Below are 1,474 nucleotides of genomic sequence, written 5' to 3' on the forward strand. Positions count from 1 at the left end.
CTTCGATTTTTTCATGACAAACCTCCTGCCCGGATGGGCTTAAATTTGTCAGAAATCTCTACTTTTCGCCGCTACGTTTTTCCGGGAGGAGGTCAGCGGAGATGGCAGGGGCGATGAAACTGATGCCACTCGATTACATGTGCTAGGCCAGTATTTCCAGAGAACTAATAGCCGCTAGGGTTTTGATTCTGCCAGCGCCAGCTGTCCAGGCACATGTCCCCTAGCCCTCTAGTTGCTTTCCAGCCAAGCAAGAGTTCGGCCTTGCTGGGATCCGCCCAACAGGCCGGAATGTCACCTGGGCGTCGAGGAGCGATCTCATAGGGAATAGGGCGGCCACAGTGCAACTCAAAGGCATGCACCATGTCAAGTACCGAGTAGCATTGGCCAGTGCCAAGGTTGACAGTGATCAAGCCACACTTCTTTTGCAATGTTTCCAGCGCTTTGAGATGGCCGTTAGCTAGGTCGACAACATGTATATAGTCACGCACGCCAGTGCCATCTGGGGTAGGGTAGTCGTTACCAAACACTTGTAACGCTTTGCGTTTGCCGATAGCTACCTGGCTTATGAATGGCATTAAGTTATTGGGGATGCCATTCGGATCTTCGCCGATCTGACCGCTTTCGTGTGCACCGACAGGATTGAAGTAGCGCAGCAGAGCAATGTTCCACTCGGGTTCCGTTTTACTGAAATCACGTAGTATGTCTTCCGCTATTAGCTTGCTGCGACCGTAGGGATTGGTCGCAGATAAGGGGAAGTCTTCGCGGATGGGGACCGTCGCAGGGTTGCCATAGACGGTAGCTGAGGAACTGAAGACAAGAGTTTTTACGTGATACTGACGCATTGCATGGAGCAACTGCAAAGTGCCGTTGACATTGTTGTCATAGTATTCCAGCGGTTTTTCTACTGATTCGCCTACGGCTTTGAGTCCGGCAAAGTGGATGACGGCCTGAATGGGGTGTGAGAAGGCATCTGCGAGCGATGCAGTATCTCGGATATCACCTTGGATGAAGGTAAGCTGCTTGCCGGTTAGGTCTTGTATTCGCTTGAGAGATTCGACTTTGCTATTGCAGAGATTGTCGAGTACCACTACGTCATGGCCTGCCTCAAGCAACTGCAGGCAGGTATGGGAGCCAATGTATCCAGCACCTCCAGTAACCAAAATTGTCATGTCGCTTAAAAATCCAAAAAAGTTTAAATTATGTGTTTATTTGTTGGCATTATCTTAGCCAGAGTGCCAACCATGTTATGTTAGTATTGTTACATAAAGGCGTCAGCATTGAAAATGTCTCTCGTCTACAGGCTACTTCGAAAACTTCAAGATGTCTGCTGGGAGTGAGAGGCGAAGTCGAATCTGTGTTGGACTGTCCCAGGTACCATAGACAAATTTCTGCCTCACGCCGAAGCCCGTTCAAAGGCCTCGGGGCTGATGCCACCCAGGTAACTATGGCGGCGGATTCGATTGTAAAAAAACTT

The 1,474-nt window shown here is 49.7% G+C and carries 1 protein-coding gene; it reads right to left on the minus strand.

Features of this window, described 5'->3' with window-relative positions:
- Nucleotides 1-164: 164 nt before the first annotated feature.
- Complete coding sequence (gene galE / locus BR71_RS19710; RefSeq protein ID WP_043641479.1) at nt 165-1,169, minus strand: UDP-glucose 4-epimerase GalE; 1,005 nt, start codon at nt 1,167-1,169, stop codon at nt 165-167.
- Nucleotides 1,170-1,474 lie beyond the last annotated feature (305 nt).

Origin of the sequence: Chromobacterium haemolyticum DSM 19808 (assembly GCF_000711885.1) — a bacterium.
GTDB classification, from domain to species: Bacteria; Pseudomonadota; Gammaproteobacteria; order Burkholderiales; family Chromobacteriaceae; genus Chromobacterium; species Chromobacterium haemolyticum.